Annotated in this window: 15 protein-coding genes and 1 pseudogene; 10 read left to right on the plus strand and 6 right to left on the minus strand. The window is 56.2% G+C overall.

The features are described from left to right. The coding region (locus tag AC1DIH_RS25320; RefSeq protein ID WP_477773705.1) for a carbon starvation CstA family protein at positions 1–1,252 on the minus strand (1,252 nt) is incomplete at its 3' end. A 380-nt stretch (positions 1,253–1,632) separates the two neighbouring features. On the opposite strand from AC1DIH_RS25320, the gene AC1DIH_RS25325 reads away from it, so the two are divergent. Together AC1DIH_RS25325 and AC1DIH_RS25330 are read left to right on the plus strand one after the other, a co-directional pair. Beyond that, positions 1,633–2,994, plus strand: a complete 1,362-nt coding sequence (locus tag AC1DIH_RS25325) for a cache domain-containing protein (protein WP_477773706.1) — start codon at positions 1,633–1,635, stop codon at positions 2,992–2,994. A gap of 33 nt (positions 2,995–3,027) precedes the next feature. Then, positions 3,028–3,660, plus strand: a complete 633-nt coding sequence (locus tag AC1DIH_RS25330; protein ID WP_427534317.1) for a response regulator — start codon at positions 3,028–3,030, stop codon at positions 3,658–3,660. Positions 3,661–3,727: 67 nt separating this feature from the next. Here AC1DIH_RS25330 and sorB read toward each other — a convergent pair whose 3' ends face one another. Together sorB and sorA are read right to left on the minus strand one after the other, a co-directional pair. Beyond that, positions 3,728–4,366 (minus strand): SorB family sulfite dehydrogenase c-type cytochrome subunit, encoded by a 639-nt coding sequence (sorB, locus tag AC1DIH_RS25335; RefSeq protein ID WP_477773707.1) that lies wholly within the window; start codon positions 4,364–4,366, stop codon positions 3,728–3,730. Positions 4,367–4,376: 10 nt separating this feature from the next. Further along, positions 4,377–5,618 (minus strand): SorA family sulfite dehydrogenase catalytic subunit, encoded by a 1,242-nt coding sequence (gene sorA / locus AC1DIH_RS25340; protein WP_477773708.1) that lies wholly within the window; start codon positions 5,616–5,618, stop codon positions 4,377–4,379. Between the two features lie 364 nt (positions 5,619–5,982). Between sorA and AC1DIH_RS25345 the strand changes: the two genes are divergently transcribed. After that, positions 5,983–6,651 (plus strand): ATPase, encoded by a 669-nt coding sequence (locus AC1DIH_RS25345; RefSeq protein ID WP_477773709.1) that lies wholly within the window; start codon positions 5,983–5,985, stop codon positions 6,649–6,651. A gap of 63 nt (positions 6,652–6,714) precedes the next feature. On the opposite strand, the pseudogene AC1DIH_RS25350 reads toward AC1DIH_RS25345, so the two are convergent. Both AC1DIH_RS25350 and AC1DIH_RS25355 read right to left on the minus strand, forming a co-directional pair. Then, positions 6,715–7,407, minus strand: a pseudogene (locus AC1DIH_RS25350) (OprD family outer membrane porin); the annotation flags it as partial. Positions 7,408–7,501: 94 nt separating this feature from the next. Continuing rightward, positions 7,502–7,744 (minus strand): hypothetical protein, encoded by a 243-nt coding sequence (locus AC1DIH_RS25355; RefSeq protein ID WP_477773710.1) that lies wholly within the window; start codon positions 7,742–7,744, stop codon positions 7,502–7,504. 337 nt (positions 7,745–8,081) lie between these two features. Here AC1DIH_RS25355 and AC1DIH_RS25360 point away from each other — a divergent pair, with 337 nt between their 5' ends. The 7 genes from AC1DIH_RS25360 (at position 8,082) to AC1DIH_RS25390 (ending at position 16,294) form a co-directional block, all read left to right on the plus strand. After that, a complete protein-coding gene (locus AC1DIH_RS25360; RefSeq protein ID WP_477773711.1) occupies positions 8,082–9,350 on the plus strand; it encodes a cystathionine gamma-synthase family protein in 1,269 nt (422 codons plus the stop codon). A gap of 138 nt (positions 9,351–9,488) precedes the next feature. Then, complete coding sequence (locus AC1DIH_RS25365) at positions 9,489–10,925, plus strand: amino acid permease (protein WP_477773712.1); 1,437 nt, start codon at positions 9,489–9,491, stop codon at positions 10,923–10,925. A 51-nt stretch (positions 10,926–10,976) separates the two neighbouring features. Next, positions 10,977–11,867: a LysR substrate-binding domain-containing protein gene (locus AC1DIH_RS25370; RefSeq protein ID WP_477773713.1), complete on the plus strand. Its 891-nt coding sequence runs from the start codon at positions 10,977–10,979 to the stop codon at positions 11,865–11,867. An 18-nt stretch (positions 11,868–11,885) separates the two neighbouring features. After that, on the plus strand, positions 11,886–13,274 hold the full coding sequence (gene thrC / locus AC1DIH_RS25375) for a threonine synthase (RefSeq protein ID WP_477773714.1): 1,389 nt from the start codon (positions 11,886–11,888) through the stop codon (positions 13,272–13,274). After that, positions 13,271–13,708, plus strand: a complete 438-nt coding sequence (locus AC1DIH_RS25380) for an Lrp/AsnC family transcriptional regulator (protein WP_427533144.1) — start codon at positions 13,271–13,273, stop codon at positions 13,706–13,708. The genes thrC and AC1DIH_RS25380 overlap by 4 nt, the downstream gene beginning before the upstream one ends. A 114-nt stretch (positions 13,709–13,822) precedes the next feature. Further along, positions 13,823–14,863: a homoserine dehydrogenase gene (locus AC1DIH_RS25385; RefSeq protein WP_477773715.1), complete on the plus strand. Its 1,041-nt coding sequence runs from the start codon at positions 13,823–13,825 to the stop codon at positions 14,861–14,863. Positions 14,864–14,875: 12 nt separating this feature from the next. Next, a complete protein-coding gene (locus tag AC1DIH_RS25390; protein WP_477773716.1) occupies positions 14,876–16,294 on the plus strand; it encodes an aldehyde dehydrogenase family protein in 1,419 nt (472 codons plus the stop codon). Between the two features lie 163 nt (positions 16,295–16,457). Here AC1DIH_RS25390 and dsdC read toward each other — a convergent pair whose 3' ends face one another. Continuing rightward, positions 16,458–17,393 (minus strand): DNA-binding transcriptional regulator DsdC, encoded by a 936-nt coding sequence (gene dsdC, locus AC1DIH_RS25395; protein WP_477773717.1) that lies wholly within the window; start codon positions 17,391–17,393, stop codon positions 16,458–16,460. Positions 17,394–17,428: the final 35 nt, after the last annotated feature.

The raw sequence follows: 17,428 nt of genomic DNA on the forward strand, positions 1-17,428 counted from the left end.
TCGCAAAGCCCCAACTGCTGACGGTTTGCGCGACTTGCATCACTTCACCGCCGACGATCGCCGCCGGGCTGTTCATCGCGAAGTAGACGCCCGGTTCGATCACCGACGCCGCCACCATCGCCATGATGGCCACGAAGGACTCCATCAGCATGCCGCCGTAACCGATGTAACGGGCATGACCTTCACTGGCCAACAGTTTCGGGGTGGTCCCGGAAGCAATCAGCGCATGGAAACCCGAGACTGCACCGCAAGCGATGGTGATGAACAGGAACGGAAACAACCCGCCTTTCCAGACTGGTCCGGTGCCATCGATGAACTGGGTCAGTGCCGGCATTTTCAGCACGGGCATGGTGATCAGGATGCCGATCGCCAGGGCCATGATGGTGCCGATCTTGAGGAAGGTCGACAGGTAGTCGCGCGGCGCCAGGATCAGCCAGACTGGCAGTACCGCCGCAACGAAACCGTAGCCGATCAGCATCCAGGTGATCTGCACCCCGGTGAAGGTAAAGGCTTTGGCCCAGACCGGATCCGCAGCAATCTGCCCGCCCAGCCAGATCGAGCCGAGCAACAGCAGCACGCCGACGATGGAAATCTCACCGATGCGGCCCGGACGGATGTAGCGCATGTACACGCCCATGAACATCGCGATCGGGATGGTCGCCATCACCGTAAACATGCCCCACGGGCTATCAGCCAGGGCCTTGACCACGATCAGCGCCAGCACCGCGAGGATGATGATCATGATCAGGAAGCAGCCGAACAGCGCGATGGTCCCGGGGATGCGGCCCATTTCTTCACGGACCATGTCGCCCAGGGAGCGACCGTTGCGGCGGGTCGACATGAACAGGACCATGAAGTCTTGAACGGCACCGGCCAATACCACGCCGGCGATCAGCCAGAGCGTACCGGGCAGGTAACCCATTTGCGCCGCCAACACTGGACCGACCAGCGGACCAGCACCCGCGATGGCCGCGAAGTGGTGACCGAAAAGAATGTGTTTGTTGGTGGGCACGTAGTCCAGACCGTCGTTGTTGACGACGGCGGGGGTGGCCCGACCGGGATCGAGCTGCATCACCTTATTGGCGATAAACAGGCTGTAATAACGGTAAGCGACAAGATAGATAGCGACTGCTGCGACTACGATCCAGAGGGCGTTGATGGCTTCGCCGCGGCGCAGGGCCACGACACTCAGCGCAAAAGCTCCCAGGACAGCCACGGCAAACCAGGCGAGGTGTTTAGCCAGACGGGTCATTGCGTGTCTCCTGCCGACAGCCAGTAGACTGCGGCGGTAATTTTTATAATTGTGTCCGCTATGCGGAGCTGGCCCAATATCCACGCATGCCGTCTACAAATAAATCCGCGTTACTACGTACGCAGCGTCTGCGTAGTTCTACGTAGATGACGCTGATCTCCTTGTGGGTGCGAGCCTGCTCGCGATAGCGGTACGACAGCCAACATCAATGTTGAATGTTATTCAGTCATCGTCGGAACGCCGCCCGGAGCAGGCTCGCTCCCACAGGTTTTGCATTTACTGAGCCGCAGGTCATTCCGTCCAGCGCCGCTACTGGACGCGCGTATCTTTGGCATATGATGCCGGGCCTTCGCTTTCCCTCGGTCCGGTCAGGAGCAGAGATGCAGCTCAAACATAAAATCGTCGCGCTCGGGATTCTGCCGCTGGTGTTGGCGATTGCCGTCATCTGCGCGCTGGTGATTTCCCTGAACCGACAGCTTGGGGACCAGCAGGCGCAACTGATCGAAGACAGCATTCTGGCCAGCAAGCGTGCAGAACTGAAAAACTACGTCGAAATGGCGCAAAGCCTGATCGCGCCGCTATACGACAACGGCAAGGGTGACGCGCGCGCACAGCAACAAGTGCTGGAAGAGCTGCGCAAGCTCAGCTTCGGTATCAATGGCTACTTCTTCGTCTACGACCGCCAGGGCCGTAGCCTGATGCACTCGCGACAGTCGGAACTGGTGGGCAAATACCTGTGGGACATGAAGGACCCGCACGGTCTGCCGGTGATCCAGGCGTTGCTGAAAAGTGCGGAGTCAGGGGAGGGCTTTCAACGCTACGCCTGGAACAAACCCTCGTCCGGCCAAGTGACCGATAAACTCGCCTATGTCGTGATGCTGGATCGTTGGGGCTGGATGCTCGGTACCGGCATCTACCTCGAGGACGTTGAGCGCGCCACACAGCAGGCGCGTGACGAGGTGGCTCAGGGCATCCGCAAAACGATGCTCGCCATTGCCATCGTAGCCCTCGTGGCAGTGCTGTTGGTCTTCGCCAGCGGCATGACGCTGAACGTCAGCGAACATCGTCTGGCCGACAAAAAACTCCAGCGGTTGACCCAGCGTATCGTCAGTTTGCAAGAAGAAGAGCGATCACGGGTTTCCCGTGAACTGCACGACGGTATCAGCCAGGTACTGGTGTCCATCAAGTTTCAGTTCGAACTGGCCAGCCATGTGCTGGAGAGTGGACAAGACAGGGGCTTGAGCATTTTAAGGGAAGCCACGGAGCGCCTGGGAGACGCGATTGGCGAGGTTCGCAGCCTTTCTCACGACCTGCGCTCGTCGCTGCTCGACACGCTGGGGCTGTCAGCAGCAATCGGTCAACTCGCCACGGAGTTCGAGCAACGTAGCGGATTGGTGGTGACCTACATCAACAATGAATTCGAGTGTCATCTGGTCGATGGGGCAGCGGTCTCGTTGTTTCGCATTGTGCAAGAAGGCCTGACTAACATCGAACGACATGCCCAGGCGCAAAACGTATCCGTTACCCTGCACGGGTCCGAAGAGTCCATACGGCTGACGGTGGTCGATGACGGTGTCGGTTTCAACGTCGCTCAAGTCGAACGCCGCCACTCCGGTATAGGGCTGCGGAACATCCGCGAACGGGTCGAGCATTTTGGTGGGCGATTCGAGCTTGCATCGACGCCGGGAAGAAGTGTGCTGGACGTTCTGCTGCCCATGAAAATGCCCGGTCCTAAACACTGACTCAGCCAATAACAACAAGAGTGAATGCCCCTGATGAACCTGTCCTACCCGATCCGCGTCGCCCTGGTCGACGATCATTCCCTGGTCCGTGACGGGATCAAGGCGCTGCTGGCGGTCATGTCTCCCCTGGAAGTGGTGGGGGAAGCCGAGAGTGGTGCCGAAGCGATCGAGATGGTGAGGCTCTGTCAGCCGGACCTGTTACTCGTCGACATCAGTCTGAAGGACATGAACGGACTTGAGCTGACCCGGGTGTTGAGCAAGCAATATCCGTTGCTCAAGATTCTGGTACTCAGCATGTACGACAACTATGAGTACGTGAGCGAGTCTGTTCGTTCTGGCGCCAGCGGCTATGTGCTGAAGAACGCACCTTCACGGGAAATCATTGCGGCCATTGAAGCGATTGCCAGCGGCGGAACGTTTTACAGTGCAGAGATCGCACAGAGGCTCATCGCCGACAAGAACACCGAGAACGAGCTGACGCCGCGCGAGAGTCAAGTGCTGCGCAAGATGGTTCAGGGAATGAACAACAAGGAAATGGCCCGCGAGCTGGACATCAGCGTTCGGACGGTGGAAACCCATCGTTTGAGCATTCGTCGCAAACTCAACATCGACAAGCCCGCGGCCTTGGTCAAGTACGCGATGGACCACGGGATCATTTCGCATTAGGCCCGTCTGGCCCGATCGTTTGGTGAGGCTAATCAGTCGCTGATACCTCACCGAGTTGGAAGTGAGCTCACTGACGCAGTACGAAAGTCGCCAGGGTGTGCAGATCGTCCGGGCTTAACTGCGTGAATGGCGGCATCGGGATATTCCCCCATTTGCCGGTACCGCCTTGCTGAATGCTGGACGTTACCTTGGCCAGTGCCTGCGGGTCATTGGCATACTTTGCGGCTACATCGTGATAGGCCGGGCCTACAACCTTATGATCGGTCGCGTGGCAGCTCAGACAGGAGTTGCTCTGCAGCAAGGCCATGGCGTCGACTTTGGCTGCAGGCGCCACCGGGGTCTGGCCTGCCGATAGGTTCGAGGCTGCCTGCACATCGGCATCGCTTGCATGGGCACTGCCGTAGGTCACCGCAAGGTAGGCGCCGATGATGCTCACATCCTGATCGCTGATCGGAGCACCATACACGTGCTGCATCTTGCTCGCTTCCCCAGTCCACTGGGCCAGGCTCATGCCGGGAGGCTGGAAGTTGATGTAGTCGGCAGAATGGCAGGTGGAGCACTTCTGTTGAGCCAATGGGTAGCCGGGCAGGGCACTGGGTTTGAACACCGCCGTTTCGGGCGGCAAGGTGATCGACAGTGGCGCTGCGTTAGCCAGGGTCGCTAAACAAACCTGAACTGCGCAGAGCAAGGTGGTCATGCGTTTCATGCGGGGCCCCTCAGGCGACAGTCACGTGGCTGGTTTCTACGACGTGGCGGCGGTAGCCACCGGGGTTCCAGTCGGCTCGCAACGGCTGCGTCTCGCCCGCACTGTTGCTGGCTCGCACCATCAATTGTGTGGCGCCCTTGCTGGTAAAGGTGATCGGCAGTGTCCACTCACGGAAGGAGAAACGGCCAAGGTCCTGCCCAAGCTTGGCTTCACGCCAACTTTTTCCGCCGTCGATCGACACTTCCACCTTGTTGACCCCAACGCCACCGTCGAACGCAATGCCCTTGAGCACCACGCTTTTTTTCAGTGGCAACACATCGCCGTGTTTGACGCTGGTGATGAAGCTGCGTACCGGCAACCTGGAAATTGGCGCCGTTTGCGCCGCAGTGGTGCCGGGGGCGATGCAGAAACAATCGTTATCCGGAACCCGGTAACCTTTAGCCATGAAGAAACCGTCGTAGGTATGGTCGACGACTTCGATCTCACTCAGGTGCTTGACCCAGTACGTACCGAAATAGCCTGGCACCACCAGACGTATCGGGTAACCATTTAGGAATGGCAGGTCGGCACCGTTCATCGACCAGGCGATCATGGGCTCGCCGTCCATGGCATGGCTGATGTCCAGGGCTTTGATGTACTCCGGCGTGCTCGGGAGCACTGGCTTGTCGAGCCCACGGAATGTCACTTGCCTGGCGTCGGCTTTCACCCCGGCCTTTTCCAATACCACCTTGAGCGGTATTCCCACCCAGCGGGCATTACCCATTGAGCCATTGCCCAACTGAGCGCCGAACACACGTGGCATCGAGAAGCCGCGGCTGTTACCCGAACATTGATTGACGGCCACCACTTCTACCGGTTCGGCCAGAGCCTTGAGTTCTGCAAGGGAAAGCGACAGCGGTGTGTTGACCGAACCCTTGATCGTCAGGCGGTAACTGTCCGAATCGATGCTGGTCGGGATATTGGCCAGATGGTAGCGCACAAAAAACGCGTCATTCGGTGTGATGGGCCCTTCGTTGAAGACGGGGAATGGCGTCTCAAGGTGCGGCGGGCGGGTGGTTACCAGGGTCAACGGACGTTTTTGCGGGTATTGCACCAGCGGTCGCGGCCCGGCAGCAAAGGTCACTTCTTCCGGTGTTTCGTCGGCTGCCTTGGCAAGGTTAGCCAATGGCGAAGCTGCCAAAGCCAGGGCGAAGGCATCGCGTAAAACGCGCCGGCGACTCGGGTTGCCGTTATCAACAAGACTGAACTTCATGCTGTTCTCTCTTTGTTTTTTTACTGAGATGTATCTGACAGCACCCCCAGATGCAGCGATGGGGGAGGAGAGGTATCCGATGTAATGCGTAGTGGTTTTTCCATTAACTGACCGACTTCGACCAGCAAGCCAGTATCGTCACGCGCAAAACGACGGCTTTTCATTGAGCGTCAGCGACTTGGCATTTGATGACAAACGATACCGACAGGTGAGGTATRGCCTGGCCACGGTCATCACAACTGTAGCTCATAGGCTTCCTACCATTCGTTCAGTCGATAGTTGTCATCAAGGAATGCAAGTTCTGTTTTTCCGGCAAAGGAGGAAGATGGCGCCATACCGAAGCCGCTTCTGAAGGAACTGTGCGATGAGAATTTCTACCTTGCTGGCACTTGTCGCCGTTTTGACCGGCAGTGTAGCCGCCACAGCACCGACCTACGCGGCGGAACAGTCCTGCCACTTTTTACCCGTGGTCGACAGCACCATCGGCCTGCAGCACGCTCAATCGGTGGGTGTGCTCTACAGCGAAAACACCCTCAACACCCTCGAATACCTGGAGCAGTACCATTCGGTAGCGCTGAACGGCGCGAAGAACCCTGCGCTCGACTCGCGCATCAGCAACGCGTTCGTCAACAGCTCCGATCCGAAACTCGCGATCAACTGGCTCATGGGTTCGCTACAGAAAGAGTTCGCCTCGGTGACCGTCTACGACAACCTCGATGCACTGGTACAAGCCCATCCTGACGTGGTCGTGATGCTGGACACCTACAGCCGTCTGGTGTCCAAGCGCAACAACCAGGTTGAAGCGCGATTCATGGCCAAGTTCTACGACTCGAACCTGCAATACATCGGCCAGGCCGAAGGCTCGCGTGAACAACAAATGCCTTCGGTCTGGGTTCATGGCAAAGCAGCGCCAGAGATTGCTGCGCAGATCGACAAGCAAACCGAGCTGCAATTGAATGCGCTGAAGCAGTTTGATGTATCGCTGAAGGCGCTCGTTTCATCCGGGGATGTGGCTCGGCTTGCAACCAATTGATCGGGGCGATTCATTTCCCCGGTCAAGACTCGTGAACGGCTGCCTTCCGCCAGATTTCTGCATTCAAAACTTCAGCGGGTACTGAATCACCACGTAGATCCAGTCAATGTCATTGCCCGCCTGAGCGCTGTTGGCCCGGTGCGAGACGTGGGACAGTTGCACCGAAAGATCCTTGGCCGCACCGGACTGGACGATGTAGCGCAGGTCGATATCGCGTTCCCAGTGACGGCAGCCGGCGCCTTGTTGTGGCTGGTACTCGCCGCTGCCCGCGTCGAACGGGTTATAGGCGCCACCCTTGGGCGCGTGGGTGCCGTCAATGTGGCTGCCGGAAACGTAGCGGGTCATGAAATTCAGACCGGGAATGCCGAACGCACCGAGATCCAGATCATAACGGGCTTGCCATGAGCGCTCGTGGGCGCCGTTGAAGTCAGCGTATTTGATCGAGTTGGCCAGATAGATCGRGTCACCGTCGACGAAATCGAACGGCGTGTCGCCGTTGATCCGTTGCCAGCCAAGCATCACCGCATGCGGACCGAAGGTGTATTTGCCTGAGAGACTGAAAGCGGTGTTATCGATTTTTCCGGCCAGTGCCTGACCGGAATCCCGGGTGTGATAGAGGTTGGCGTCGAGCAATACGCCGGACTGTTTGAAGTGCAGATTGGCATAGTACTGGTGCCAGGTTTCACTGAGGTCGGAGGCGTACAGCGCGCCACCCAGCGGACTGTCGCTGAACAGATCCACGCCGATGATGCTGATCCTAGATGTTCAGGCGTAGCACCGCTATGTCGTCGGCTGTAGGCAGCGTGGCGACTATTGCCGGGCGGGACACCTTTCTATTCGTTGTTCGCGCTCACGCGGGCTTCACTTTCTCCTCTAGCTGCCGCACTGCCTGCGCATCAGCTTGGAGAAGCTTGAGTTTCAGTTTTTCGAAGTCTTCGCTGCTCACCCAATCAATGCGCCATAGCATGTACAGCATGCCTTGAGCCTTGTACAACGCTTCCAGGCGCTCGGCATGATTGTCAGTTCGGCGTATGTCATCTGTCGCTTCCTCCAGGTCATCCAGGGCCTGCGCTTTGTTCTTGTCATGGCTCATGATGGGACTCCCGATATGTTGTATTACTCACCGCCTTGATCACGATAATACGGTCGCGTCCCGGATTATTCCGGCCACCGCATGGCTTATGCAATGTTACGTACAAAACCCTGGTGCGGCCCTGCATGACCTCATCGAACGACACAACCTCTTGTTCATAATCATAGCGCCGGTAATGGGCAGCCGGCAGGCCTATGATGGGAACTCGCATCCGGCCATTAAAAAAAGCACCCCTAACTCCCGGATATCATGATTTTTCACAAGCATGAGCTTTCCATATAGTCCTCCCAAGCCCACTTGGAACACGGTTGTGTTTCCCTTGATGCGAGACAATTTTATGGAAAGTAAGAAGCGCGCCGTCCAGGCTTCAGAGGTCGGGATGGGGACTCGAGTCGTATGGGGAGGAGAGCAGGTTCAACATCCCTACAATGCGACCCAGACACCCATCGTGGTCAGTGCCGCCTATGGCTATGACGATATCGATAAGTGGTATGACGTGGCATTGGGAAAGGAGCCGGGCTTCATTTACAGCCGGATGAGCAATCCCACTGTCTCTGTCTTGGAAGATAAACTCTGCGAGCTCGAAAACGCAGAGTCGGCTGTAGCTTTCAGTACGGGGATGGCCGCAATCAGCGGTGTACTGCACACCTTCCTATCCAATGCTCAGCGTGTGATATCTACACGTGACAGCTACGGCGGTACGAACAAGATTTTCGAGGAGTTTCTTCCACGCATGGGCGTGGAGGTAACCCTTTGCGATACGCTCGACACTGTGGCGCTTGAGCAGGAGATCGCTAAAGGCTGCAGCGTCCTGTACCTGGAAACACCCACGAACCCAACGCTGAAAATCGTCGATATTCGGCGTCTTGTGGCAGCGGCGAAGCGAGTGGGCGCTTTGGTTGTTGCGGACAATACATTCGCGACGCCTCTGAATCAGAATCCGCTCGCTTTAGGCGTTGATGTGGTTGTGCACAGCGCGACCAAATTCCTGTCCGGTCATGGTGATGTACTCGGCGGTGTGGTTTGCGGTGCCGAGCATTTGATGTCTCAAGTTCGTCATTACCGCGAAATCAATGGTGCCTCGCTGGATCCTTTTTCGGCGTATCTGATCATCCGAGGCATCAAGACTCTGGCTCTGCGTCTTCGCCAGCAACAGGCGAGCGCGAAGCTTTTGGCCGAGTACCTCTGTACCGAACCGTTGGTCGAGTCTGTGAACTATCCAGGGTTGCCTCAACATCCAGGTCATGACATCGCTCGTTCGCAAATGAACGGATTCGGAGCCATCGTCAGTTTCGTGCTGAAAGGGGGCATGGACACCGTGACTCGTTTGCTCCCGCTGCTCAGATATGCGCATCGGGCGGGTAATTTGGGCGCTGTCGAGACCATCTATGGGCCGGCTCGGACGACCAGTCATGTGGAAAATACCTTGGAAGAACGTCAGGCACTTGGAATTTCCGAAGGTTTGGTTCGAGTGTCCGTAGGTATTGAAGATTCAGCAGATTTATTGGCTGACCTAAAACAAGCTTTCGCTTTAGTACGAAGTAAACACGGTGATGCAAGCCTTCACGCTGACAGTGCCCAACGCTCACTTGAGGTCGGAGCCTGAGTACGGGCAGGACTTTCGATATTCATCTTAAGCCCTTCATGAAGAATGAAAATAATAAAATCCAGCGACAACTAAATTGTACTGCCCAACAGCCAGTTACAAGGACGCTTGTCCGCACATTTCATGAGAATAAAAACTATGTCCACGCATATCGAAGATAATCAGCCCGGTCCAAACTCGCTTTTCAAAAAGGAAATGCAAACACGCCACATCGTGATGTTGGCACTGGGCGGAGTGATCGGTACGGGGTTATTCCTTACTTCCGGTTACACGGTTAATCAGGCAGGGCCACTCGGCGCCGTGATCGCCTACATCATCGGTGCAGTGATGGTGTATTTAGTCATGGTCTGTCTCGGTGAGCTGGCTGTACAGATGCCAGAAACCGGATCTTTCAGTAGCTACGCGACGCGATACCTGGGCCCAGGCACAGGCTATACAGTGGCCTGGCTTTACTGGCTCACTTGGGCAGTAGCTATCGGCTCAGAGTTTACAGCAGCGGGCATACTGATGGTTCGGTGGTTTCCTGATACACCGGTCTGGATTTGGAGCGCGCTATTTGCCATTGCAGTTTTCTTAAGCAATGTTGTCTCTGTTCGGTTGTTTGCGGAGACTGAATTTTGGCTTTCGCTGATTAAGGTTCTGACCGTTATCACGTTCATTGTGATCGGCGGAGCGGCAATTTTCGGTCTTTTGCAAGTACATAATTTGCAGGGGGCGGGACTTTCCAACTTCACACGTGAAGGGCTTTTCCCCACTGGGTTTCTACCCATTGCTATGACCCTCCTGGCTGTTTCCTTCGCATTTTCCGGAACTGAGCTGATCGGAATTGCAGCAGGTGAAGCGCAAGATCCACACACTAGCGTGCCCAAGGCAATCCGCACGACAGTGGTACGTTTGGCGCTATTCTTCGTGGGGACCATTTTCGTCCTTGCGACGTTACTGCCACGAGAACAAGCGGGGCTCGTAGAAAGTCCGTTTGTCATGGTGTTTGAGCTGATTGGCATTCCGTACTCTGCCGACATTATGAACTTCGTCATTCTCACGGCACTGATTTCCGCCGCTAACTCGGGGCTGTATGCCGCATCGCGCATGCTGTGGACATTGAGCGATCAAGGACATATGCCTAAGCGCTACGCCAGGCTCTCCAGTCGGGGGACCCCGGTGAACGCCATCGTTCTTAGTATGGCGGGTGCAGTGGCTTCACTGCTCAGCAGTGTGTTTGCCCCTGATACGGTTTACTTGGCCTTGGTGTCCATCTCCGGTCTGGCGGTCGTAGTCGTGTGGATGAGCATTGCTGCCAGCCAGATCGCGTTCCGTCGTCAATACGTTGCTAATGGCGGACGAGTTGAAGACCTGCATTTCCGTGTACGCGGCTATCCATGGGTGCCTATCGGTGCGCTGTTGTGTTGCCTGCTGGCCTGTGTGGGTATCGCTTTTGATCCTGAGCAGCGAGTGGCGCTTTACTTCGGACTGCCCTTTATCGCGTGGTGTTATTTCGTCTACTGGGTCACTCGGAACAAGAGAGCAGAGCGGTTGGCTTTAGCCACAGCGGCTCATTCCTCTGGCACCGCGTGAATTTCTCAGGCAATGATTGAGCATAGATAAAGTCCTGATGAGGTTGCGCCGATGAGTCAAAAGTCACTACCACCCTTGAACTGGTTGAGGGCATTCGAAGTATCGGCGCGTTGTTTAAACTTTACCCACGCGGCGCAAGAACTCCATTTGACTCAAGGGGCTGTGAGTCAGCAGATCCGTCAGTTAGAGAGTCACTTCGGCGTGGCACTGTTCAAGCGCTTACCTCGAGGGCTTGGCTTGACCGAGGAAGGGCAGTCGTACCTGCCTGTCGTACAAGACGCGATCAGTCGGCTTGCCGTCGGCACGAACGAGATTTTCGGCCAGCACAATCGAAGACATTTGAAGGTGCGCGGCAGCCTTTCCTTTCTTCACTATTGGTTGGCCCCCCGACTCGCAGATTTTTGTCGGGAGTATCCCCAGATTGATATTCGATATATCAGCAATATTTGGGTGAAAGAACCGGACGGCGAGGATGACCTGGAGATTCGCTGGGGATGCGGTGAGTGGTCGGGCTTGCACGCCCAGCGATTGACTTGGGACATCCTTCAGCCTGTTTGCTCCCCAACGCTCATGGCCAGCTCACCCATACATGAGCCTCGCGACTTGATGAACCATTCACTGCTTCATGTGTTGGGGTACGAAGAAGGTTGGGGTTACTGGTTGAAGCGAGTTGGAGCAGACGACGTCGACTACTCCCGTGGCCTTCAGTTTGACACGCTGATCTCCACGATCCGCATGGCCGAATTGGGGCAGGGCGTTGCGCTGGCACGGTCTTCCGTGGTCGAGGATCTGCTTAAGAGTGGGCAATTGGTTGCGCCATTCAATCATCGAATCGAGGCAAGCGAATCCTTTTATCTGGTGCACGAACAGAACGAAGTGCTATCGCCTGATGCCGCGAATTTTTCAACTTGGCTGGTGGCTCAAGCCCATCGCCTTTTGTAAAACTGATTTGGAGTTGTCATGCATTATGTAAGCACTCGCGGCGGCGACATGCGTGCTGATTTTCGCAGTGTGGTTCTGTCGGGGCTCGCCGAAAATGGTGGTCTCTATGTCCCAGCCAGTTTGCCTGTCTTCACCGAGAAACAGATTGCTAGCTGGTCGTGGCTGCCGTTTGATGAGTTGGTTTGGCGAGTGATTTCACCTTTTGTTGGCTCTTCCATAGACGAAAGCACCCTGCGTGCCTTGCTCAGTGACAGCTATCAACAATTCAAGCACCGCGCTATTACGCCGCTTGAGCAAATCGGGCACAACGAGTGGATACTCCAGCTGTTTCATGGCCCGACCGGCTCTTCCAAGGATTTCGCTGCGCAATTGCAGTCGCGTCTGGTCGAGCATTTTCTGGAGGAGGTCGGTAAAGAAGCCTTGGTCGTCGGTGCAACTAACGGTGATACCGGCGTCGCAGCGCTTGAAGCCTTTGCTGACTGCCCAGCCGCCCGCATGGCGATACTGTATCCGCGCGACGGGCTTGCACCTGAGCAACTCAATGCCTTGCAGGCAGCCGACCCGCAGCGGGTCCAGCTGTTTCCGGTTGACGGTAATTTCGATGATTGCCAGACGCTGGTCTCCCGACTCTTGCGCGAGTGGCCGTTGGATGGAGTGTTGCCGGTCTGTTTCAACTCGACCAATTGGATCGGCGTCCTGGCCCAGATCGTTTTTTACTTTCACGCGGCCTTGCAACTGGGCGGTGGCTCTCGTCCCGTTGGCTTTAGTGTTCCAGCTGCCAGCTCGGCCGAGATCTACGCCGGTTACATTGCGCAGAAAATGGGACTACCCATCAATCAGGTGATCATTTCCACCAACAGCAATGATGCCCTGCACCAGTTTTTTCATTGCAATCGCTACTCCACCCGGATGACTAATCGAACAGTGTCGCCGGCGATGGACTTCTCGTTGTTTTCCAACGTGGAGCGGTTTATCTGGGAGATTTACGAGCACGATAGCTGCTCAACAAAAGCGCTGATGGAGCATTTTGAAAGTTGCGGAGAAATGAGCATCGGCAACCAGCAATGGCTGCGTGCCCGAGTACTCTTCGATTCCTATGCGGTAGACGAATCTCAGGTACGCGATGAAGTAGTCGAGCTGTTCCGAGAGACAGGCTCGGCCATCGATCCTCACACCGCTGTCGGTGTACTGGCCGGCAGGCTTCATCGACGCAGCCTAGGCGCGCCGATGGTCACCTTCGGGCAAATTGAGCCGGCCAAGTCAGCGGCGCTGCTGGCCGAATTGGGCGTCTGGCAAGCAAGCGTTCCGAGCTCTGTCGAGGTGCGCGCGCAACCACCGTACCTGGCCAAGGGCGATCTGGACGGTCTGTGCCGGGCTCTTCGTCTGGCACAGCAGAGGCCTGCATGAAGCGCATTCTGGATCCGTTGGACGAACGCATACTGGCCGAACTTACCGCCAATGGGCGAATAGCCCATATTGAATTGGGTGCCAAGATCAACCTGTCGCGCAATGCGGTGCGCCAGCGCATCGAGCGTCTTGAGCGCGACGGTGCGATCCAGGGCTATACGGTACTGCTCGGTGAGTCGCGGCGGCCTGCGTCGCTTATCAGCGCGGTGATCTTTGTCTACCGCTACGACCGCATGCGTGGCGAAGAAGTACTGACTGCACTGCGCTCCATTCCCGAAGTCGTGCAATGTGAAGTACTCAGTGGTGAGTTCGATTTAATGCTGCGTGTGAATGCAGCCACACCGGAACGTGTCCATCTCGTGTGGAAGGAAATCGCGGCCATGCCAGGGGTGGAAAACACCGTGACATCGTTCGTCCTTTCTGCGGTGTTTTGACAAAATCGTGCTTGGGCAAAACGCCCAACTAATACAGCACTCTGCCATATTCAACTGCCAAAGCCCGGCTCTTAGGATGTTCCTATCGAACAACATCAATAAGGAACATCGTTTATGACTGAGTACAAAATTGCCTTGGTAGGGTTTGGTGGCGTGAACCGTGGCTTCGCCCAATTGGTCGCCGATCATAATGCCGAGTGGAAAGAGGCCCTGGGCTTCACGATTAAAATTGTCGGTGTCACCGATCTGTTCCTCGGCTCCATCGTTGCTAAAGACGGTCTGGATGCAAAGCGGTTGGTCGCTCTACCGATTGAGAAAGGCGCACTCGCTCAACTGCCTGGCGGTAATGCTGAGGCCTTCAACGAAACCGTGATCAAGCATTCCGGTGCAGACATCATCGCTGAGGCGACTTTCACCAATCCGGTGGATGGCGAGCCTGCAACTACCTTTTGCCGCTGGGCCTTGGAAAGCGGCATTCATGTAGTGACCACTAATAAGGGGCCCATTGCGCTGCACGGTGCCGAGCTCAAAGCGTTGGCCCGTCGCAACCAGGTCGCTTTCGAATACGAGGGGGCGGTGATGAGTGGCACCCCGGTGATTCGTCTAGCGAAGCAGGCCTTGGCGGGCGCCAACGTGCAAGGCTTCGAAGGCATCCTGAACGGCACTTCCAACTATGTGCTCACCCAGATGAAAGACGGCCTGGCGTTCAACGATGCCGTCGTACAAGCGCAACAGCTCGGCTACGCCGAGGCAGATCCAACCGCCGATGTGGAAGGGTTTGACGTACGCCTCAAGGTGGTGATCCTGGCCAACGAACTGCTCAATGCACGACTGAATGTCAGCGATGTAGCGTGCTCGGGTATCAGCAAGATCAGCGCGCAAGATATTGCCCTGGCAAGTGCCAATGGTGCGAGCTGGAAACTGATCGGCTCCGCCAATCGTGAAGCAGATGGCTCGGTTCGAGCGAGTGTGGAAGCTCGGTTACTGTTGAACTCACATCCTCTTGCCGGAATCTGCGGTGCTACGAATGCAGTGTCATTCAATACCCAATTGCTGGGAGCTGTCACAGTGTCGGGGCCAGGGGCAGGGCGTATCGAGACGGCCTTCGCATTGCTGTCGGACATCGTCGCCATCCACACCGCCCACGGCAAATAACAGGAGATAGTCATGAGCGTATCCAGCATGGCCAGTATCCAGCTTGTTGAAGCCAAACAGATTGATGTGTTCAGCCCATTCGATGGTCGCTTGGTAGGGAGCGTCCCTTGCCTCGATGCAGCCGCAGTTCCTGGCTTGCTGGAACGCGCGCGAATCGGCGTGCGCGAGAGTGCGGCAATGCCTCGTCACCTGCGTGCGCGCATTCTTGAGGAGGCGGCCCGGCGTGTAGAGCTTGAGGCTGAAGCGTTTGCCAAACTCATTGTTGCAGAGGCGGGGAAGACGCTGCGACAAGCAGAGAAGGAAGTGAAGCGTTGTGTGAACACGCTGAAGCTATCGGCGCAAGAGGCTCGTCGTAACGCCGGGGAAGTGATTCCATTTGGGGCTTATGAAGGATCGGAGTCGCGTCAAGGTTGGTTCACGCGGGAACCGTTGGGGCTTATCGTCGCGATCACTCCCTACAACGATCCACTGAATCTGGTCGCTCATAAACTCGGCCCGGCAATCGCTGGTGGCAATGCCGTGATTTTGAAACCCTCGGAACTCGCGCCGTTGTCTGCACTCAAGCTCGTTGAGTGCTTGGTGAAAGCGGGGCTTCCACCCTCTGTGATTACCCCGGCGACGGGTGGCGTCGACTTGGGTAAAGCATTGGTAGAGGTTCGCGAAGTTCGGATGATTTCCTTTACGGGTGGTTTTGCCACGGGTGAGGCCATTGCTCGTAGTGCAGGGTTGAAGAAGCTGGCAATGGATCTGGGAGGAAATGCCCCGGTACTTGTGCTTGAAGATTGTGATATCGAACCGACCGTGGAGTCCTGTGTGTCTGGTGCCTTTTGGGCAGCAGGGCAGAATTGCATCGGCACTCAACGCATCCTTATACATAGTTCAATTTATGAGGACTTCCGTGAGCGTTTTGTCAGCCAAACGCGTGCCTTAGTAGTGGGTGATCCTGACCAGCGGGCAACGGATGTAGGCCCGATGATTACGGAACAGGCGGCCCGTCGTACCGAACAATTGGTAAGCGATGCACTGGCTGAGGGGGCCGTTCTTCTGTGTGGGCACCATCGCCAAGGGGGAAGCTATGCGCCGACCGTGCTTGAGCATGTGAGGCATAGCAGTGCGATCTGGATGCAGGAAGTCTTCGCGCCGGTGGTTATCCTGGAGCCTTTTGACCATCTGGAAGACGCTATTGCTATGGCCAATGCAACAGAATACAGCTTGCACGCCGGCCTTTTCACACGTGATATTTCCACGGCTTTGAAACTGGCGCGTCAGATTGAAGCGGGTGGTGTGATGATCAATGATTCTTCCGATTATCGTTTCGATGCCATGCCTTTCGGTGGTTTTAAGTACGGAAGTTTGGGGCGCGAAGGTGTTCGATTTGCGTATGAGGACATGACGCAGCCTAAAGTGGTCTGCATCAGCGAGGTGGATTAAACCTGCGAAGTGAATTCGTCATCGACTTACATCGGGTGGAGGCTTTTATCCGACGCCCGATGTCCCCCTGTGTTAGAAAGGTGTGAAAACGCACTGAAGGTTAGCTCAACAAACGCCCCGACTTGTTCGGGGCGTTTGTTGAGCTACACGCAGTCTCGACGTTTCAATTATCCGCTTGCTCGATGAGCCAATCGATCAGCACCTGAAGCCTTCTGGGCATCGTTTCGTGAGCAGGATGAACCAGGTAGTAGCCATAGTTCACCGCTTCTCTAAATCCACCGAACGGAAGTACGAGTTCGCCATCCTGAATTCGCTTGCGAACCAGTTGCTCCCGGCCAATCGCCACACCTGCATGATTGATTGCGGCCAGGGTGCTCAAGTCCGATCGGTCAAACGTCATGAAACGACTGGGAAGCTCGGTGGGCTCGCCAACCGCGTCAAGCCAAAGACGCCATTCCGCATCGAACGAAATGTTGTCCCACGCCGCGACATCATGCAGCGCAGTGCATTGCGACAGGCGCTCCGGATGTCCCACCAGACCATGTGCCTCGGCGTATTGCGGGCTGCACACTGGCGCAATTCGCTCTGGCATCAGTCGAACGCTTTCAAGGCCAGGGTGCTCACCATTCGAATAGCAAAGCACCAGGTCAATACGTCGGGTTCGATAGTCGATCGGTTCATTGCCAACCCGAACATCCAGTTGAATCCCGGGATAACGTGCAGTGAAATCGGATAGCCTCGGAACCAGCCAGCACTGGGCTACCGAAGGTCTTGCATAGAAGCACAGTTGCCCTTCGATCCGAGCGTGCGAACGCTCCTGCACAGCCTCGGACAGCTTATCCATGGTCTGCTGCATCACCTTGAAAATCCGCTCACCATCATCGGTCAGCTCGACCTTTCTAGGTAAGCGGTGGAAAAGCTTGAGCGATAGCTCCTCCTCCAGACGAGCTATCCGGTGACTTACTGCGCTGGCGGTCAGGCACAGTTCCTCCGCTGCGCGGGCGAAACTGAGATGGCGGGCGGCGACGAGAAAAGTATGCAGGTTGGACAGATGGACTCCGTTAAGCTTCGGAGCTTTCGTAAGACCAAGTTCTGGCATTGCTGTACCCCCTTCCAGTCAACCGCCGTCGACGA

The sequence above is a fragment of the Pseudomonas sp. 05N36 genome, from assembly GCF_056397385.1.

Bases quoted from the DNA above. Each gene is read 5' to 3' on its own strand.
- AC1DIH_RS25330 (WP_427534317.1), top strand. From the start codon at position 3,028: ATGAACCTGTCCTACCCGATCCGCGTCGCCCTGGTCGACGATCATTCC.
- AC1DIH_RS25365 (WP_477773712.1), top strand. From the start codon at position 9,489: ATGTCCACGCATATCGAAGATAATCAGCCCGGTCCAAACTCGCTTTTC.
- AC1DIH_RS25325 (WP_477773706.1), top strand. From the start codon at position 1,633: ATGCAGCTCAAACATAAAATCGTCGCGCTCGGGATTCTGCCGCTGGTG.
- AC1DIH_RS25355 (WP_477773710.1), bottom strand. From the start codon at position 7,744: ATGAGCCATGACAAGAACAAAGCGCAGGCCCTGGATGACCTGGAGGAA.
- AC1DIH_RS25380 (WP_427533144.1), top strand. From the start codon at position 13,271: ATGAAGCGCATTCTGGATCCGTTGGACGAACGCATACTGGCCGAACTT.
- sorA (WP_477773708.1), bottom strand. From the start codon at position 5,618: ATGAAGTTCAGTCTTGTTGATAACGGCAACCCGAGTCGCCGGCGCGTT.
- AC1DIH_RS25360 (WP_477773711.1), top strand. From the start codon at position 8,082: ATGGAAAGTAAGAAGCGCGCCGTCCAGGCTTCAGAGGTCGGGATGGGG.
- AC1DIH_RS25345 (WP_477773709.1), top strand. From the start codon at position 5,983: ATGAGAATTTCTACCTTGCTGGCACTTGTCGCCGTTTTGACCGGCAGT.
- thrC (WP_477773714.1), top strand. From the start codon at position 11,886: ATGCATTATGTAAGCACTCGCGGCGGCGACATGCGTGCTGATTTTCGC.
- sorB (WP_477773707.1), bottom strand. From the start codon at position 4,366: ATGAAACGCATGACCACCTTGCTCTGCGCAGTTCAGGTTTGTTTAGCG.
- dsdC (WP_477773717.1), bottom strand. From the start codon at position 17,393: ATGCCAGAACTTGGTCTTACGAAAGCTCCGAAGCTTAACGGAGTCCAT.
- AC1DIH_RS25385 (WP_477773715.1), top strand. From the start codon at position 13,823: ATGACTGAGTACAAAATTGCCTTGGTAGGGTTTGGTGGCGTGAACCGT.
- AC1DIH_RS25390 (WP_477773716.1), top strand. From the start codon at position 14,876: ATGAGCGTATCCAGCATGGCCAGTATCCAGCTTGTTGAAGCCAAACAG.
- AC1DIH_RS25370 (WP_477773713.1), top strand. From the start codon at position 10,977: ATGAGTCAAAAGTCACTACCACCCTTGAACTGGTTGAGGGCATTCGAA.